This window comes from Halomonas sp. (assembly GCF_014859505.1).
In the GTDB taxonomy this organism is placed as follows: Bacteria; Pseudomonadota; Gammaproteobacteria; order Pseudomonadales; family Halomonadaceae; genus Halomonas.
On the sequence record NZ_JACUUD010000214.1, the window covers coordinates 1 to 3,016 of the forward strand.

At 68.4% G+C, this 3,016-nt stretch carries 2 protein-coding genes and 1 pseudogene; all 3 read right to left on the reverse strand.

The genetic code is table 11. The features are described 5' to 3' along the window. A pseudogene (locus tag IBX53_RS15520) lies at positions 1-214 on the reverse strand (ABC transporter ATP-binding protein); the annotation flags it as partial. Further along, on the reverse strand, positions 211-1,356 hold the full coding sequence (urtC, locus tag IBX53_RS15525) for an urea ABC transporter permease subunit UrtC (RefSeq protein WP_290911102.1): 1,146 nt from the start codon (positions 1,354-1,356) through the stop codon (positions 211-213). The gene urtC and the pseudogene IBX53_RS15520, both read right to left, overlap by 4 nt. A 3-nt stretch (positions 1,357-1,359) precedes the next feature. Beyond that, positions 1,360-2,958: an urea ABC transporter permease subunit UrtB gene (gene urtB / locus IBX53_RS15530; protein WP_290911106.1), complete on the reverse strand. Its 1,599-nt coding sequence runs from the start codon at positions 2,956-2,958 to the stop codon at positions 1,360-1,362. Between the last annotated feature and the right edge of the window lie 58 nt (positions 2,959-3,016).

A 3,016-nucleotide genomic window follows, 5' to 3' on the forward strand; every position in this document is an offset into this window, starting at 1 on the left:
TGGTCTTGCCAGCGCCGTTGGGGCCGATGATGCAGCGCAGCTCGCCGTCGTCGATGGTCAGGTTGAGGTTGTCGATGGCCTTGAAGCCGTCAAAGCTCACCGTGACATCCTCCAGGTAGAGGATCGGGCCGTGGCGCACGTCCACCGGCGAGACCGCGGGAACCAGGAAGTCGAAGACGCGATCACGATCGGCCAGGGATCTCAGGAAACTCATGGGGTCACCTCCGTTCCGGCCGCGCCGGTGTCATCCGGCCGCCGGCGGCGCTTAAGGCGATAGGCGAGCAGGCCGGCCACGCCCCGCGGCAGGAACACCGTGACCAGCACGAAGAGCGCGCCCAGGGCGAACAGCCAGGCGTCGGGCATCACCCCGGTGAACACCGTCTTGGCGTAATTGACCAGTATCGCCCCGATCACCGCGCCATAGAGGGTCGCGCGCCCGCCCAGCGCCACCCACAGCACGATCTCGATGGAGAAGAGCGGCGAGAATTCGCTGGGGTTGATGATGCCCACCTGGGGCACGTAGAGAGCGCCGGCGACCCCCGCCAGCATCGCCGAGACCACGAAGACGAACAGCTGGACGCGTTCGACCCGGTAGCCGAGGAAGCGGGTGCGGGCCTCGGCGTCGCGGGTCGCCACGCAGACCCGCCCCAGCTTGCTGCCGACGATGGCCCGGCACAGCAGATAGCCCAGTGCCAGGGCCACGCCGCTGGCCAGGAAGAGCCCGAGGCGAGTCTGGTCGCTGCGCAGGTTGAAGCCGAGAATGTCGCGGAAGTCGGTCAGCCCGTTGTTGCCACCGAAGCCCATCTCGTTGCGGAAGAAGGCCAGCATCAGGGCAAAGGTCAGCGCCTGGGTGATGATCGACAGATACACACCGGTGACCCGGGAGCGGAAGGCCAGGAAGCCGAACACCAGCGCCAGCGCCCCCGGCGCCAGCAGCACCATCAGGAAGGCGAACCAGGCCATGTCGAAGCCGGCCCAGTACCAGGGCAGGCTGTCCCAGTTGAGGAACACCATGAAGTCCGGCAGCTCCGGATGGCCATAGACCCCGCGGTTGCCGATCTGGCGCATCAGGTACATGCCCATGGCGTAGCCGCCGAGTGCAAAGAAGGCGCCATGGCCCAGGCTCAGGATGCCCAGGTAGCCCCATACCAGATCCACCGCCACGGCCAGCAGCGCATAGCTCAGGTACTTGCCGAACAGGTTGACGGTATAGGCGTTGACGTGAAGCGCATGGCCCTGGGGCACCACCACATGCAGCAGCGTCACCAGGGTCATGGCCGCCAGCAGCACGGCCAGGAAGAGCTGCGTCGAGCGCTCCGCGAAGGGGCGCGTCAGCCAGAATCTCGAAGCCAGCATGGGTCAGCCCTCCGCCGCACGGCCCTTCTGCGGAAAGAGTCCGCGGGGGCGCTTCTGGATGAACAGGATGATGAAGACCAGCACGATGATCTTGGCCAGCACGGCACCGGCCCAGGGCTCCAGTACCTGGTTGATCACGCCCAGCGACAGGCCGGCCACCAGGGTGCCCCAGAGATTCCCTACGCCGCCGAACACCACCACCATGAAGGAGTCGATGATGTAGTTCTGGCCCAGGTTGGGCCCGACGTTGGTCAGCTGGGAGAGCGCCACCCCGGCCAGGCCCGCGACTCCGGAACCCAGGGCGAAGGTGAGGATATCGACCCGGGTCGCGCGGATCCCCATGGAGCGTGCCATGGCGCGGTTCTGGGTGACCGCCCGCACCTCGAGCCCCAGCCGGGTGCGGCGCATGATCAGCATCAGGCCGGCGAACACCGCCAGGGCGAAGCCGATCACCACCATGCGGTTGAGCGTCAGCGACAGGGCGTCGTTGATGGCGATGGAGCCGCTCATCCACTCCGGCGAGACCACCGTGCGGTTCTGCGGCGAGATCACCGTGCGCACCAGCTGCTGCAGGATCAGGCTGATGCCGAAGGTGGCCAGCAGGGTCTCGAGCGGCCTGCCCTTTAGGAACTGGATCACGCCGCGCTCGATGGCGATGCCGGCCAGCGCCGCCACCAGGAAGCCGGCGGGTATCGCCAGGATCAGCGCCAGGCCGGGCTGCCCCGGCAGCAGCTGCTGCATGGCCCAGGTGGTGTAGGCGCCGAGCATGATCAGCTCGCCGTGGGCCATGTTGATCACCCCCATCACGCCGAAGGTGATGGCCAGGCCGATGGCCGCCAGCACCAGCACCGAGCCCAGCGACAGGCCGAAGTAGAGGGTCTCCGCGGCGCGGTTGACCTTGAGCATCTGCTCGATGCCGTTGAGGGCACTGCGGGCGGCGTCGGCCAGCACCGGGTCGTCGCCATTGGCAGCGCTGTGGAGGGCTACCCGCACCCGGGCGTGCAGGCTGCCCTCGAGGTCGGCCACGGCGGCCACCTCCCCCTGTTCCAGGCGGTGGATGGCCAGCGCCTGGGTCAGCCGCCGGCGTACCCGGGCATCCTCCTCGCCCTCGATCACCTCGGCCAGGGGGCCGGCCAGGTCGGCGTCCACCTCGCCCAGCAGCCGCTCGGCGGAGGCGCGGCGCAGCGCGAGGTCGGCCGAGTAGAGGTCCACCACGGCGATGGCGCTGCGCAGCTGATTGCGCAGCGCATTGTTGATGCCGATGCGGTCCAGGTCCCGGCGGGACATTTCCCCCAGCGCCTCGCCGGTGAGGGCGTCCTCCACCGGCCAGTCGCGACCGCGGTTGTCGAGCACCACCACGAAGCGGCCCTCCACGGTGCGCTGCAGGCGGCCGTCGAGAAGCGCCTGCAGCCAGTCGCGGGCGCGGGGATCGTCGCTCTGCACAATGGCCTCGATGCCGGCGGCCTTGTCGGCAAAGGAACCGACGTCCAGCGCCTCGAGCAGCTCGATGGCGGCCGAATCGTCGTCAGCCGAGGGCTGGGCCTGGGCGCCCAGGGGCACGGCCAGCAGCACCAGCAGCCAGAAAAAAAGGAGACGCCTCATGGGTTCATCCTTCACGGTAGGGAGAAGCGAAAAGGGTCAAGCGGGCGTGCGCCCCGCC

Coding starts and splice junctions, on each gene's coding strand:
- urtC (WP_290911102.1), bottom strand. CDS start 1,356: ATGCTGGCTTCGAGATTCTGGCTGACGCGCCCCTTCGCGGAGCGCTCG.
- urtB (WP_290911106.1), bottom strand. CDS start 2,958: ATGAGGCGTCTCCTTTTTTTCTGGCTGCTGGTGCTGCTGGCCGTGCCC.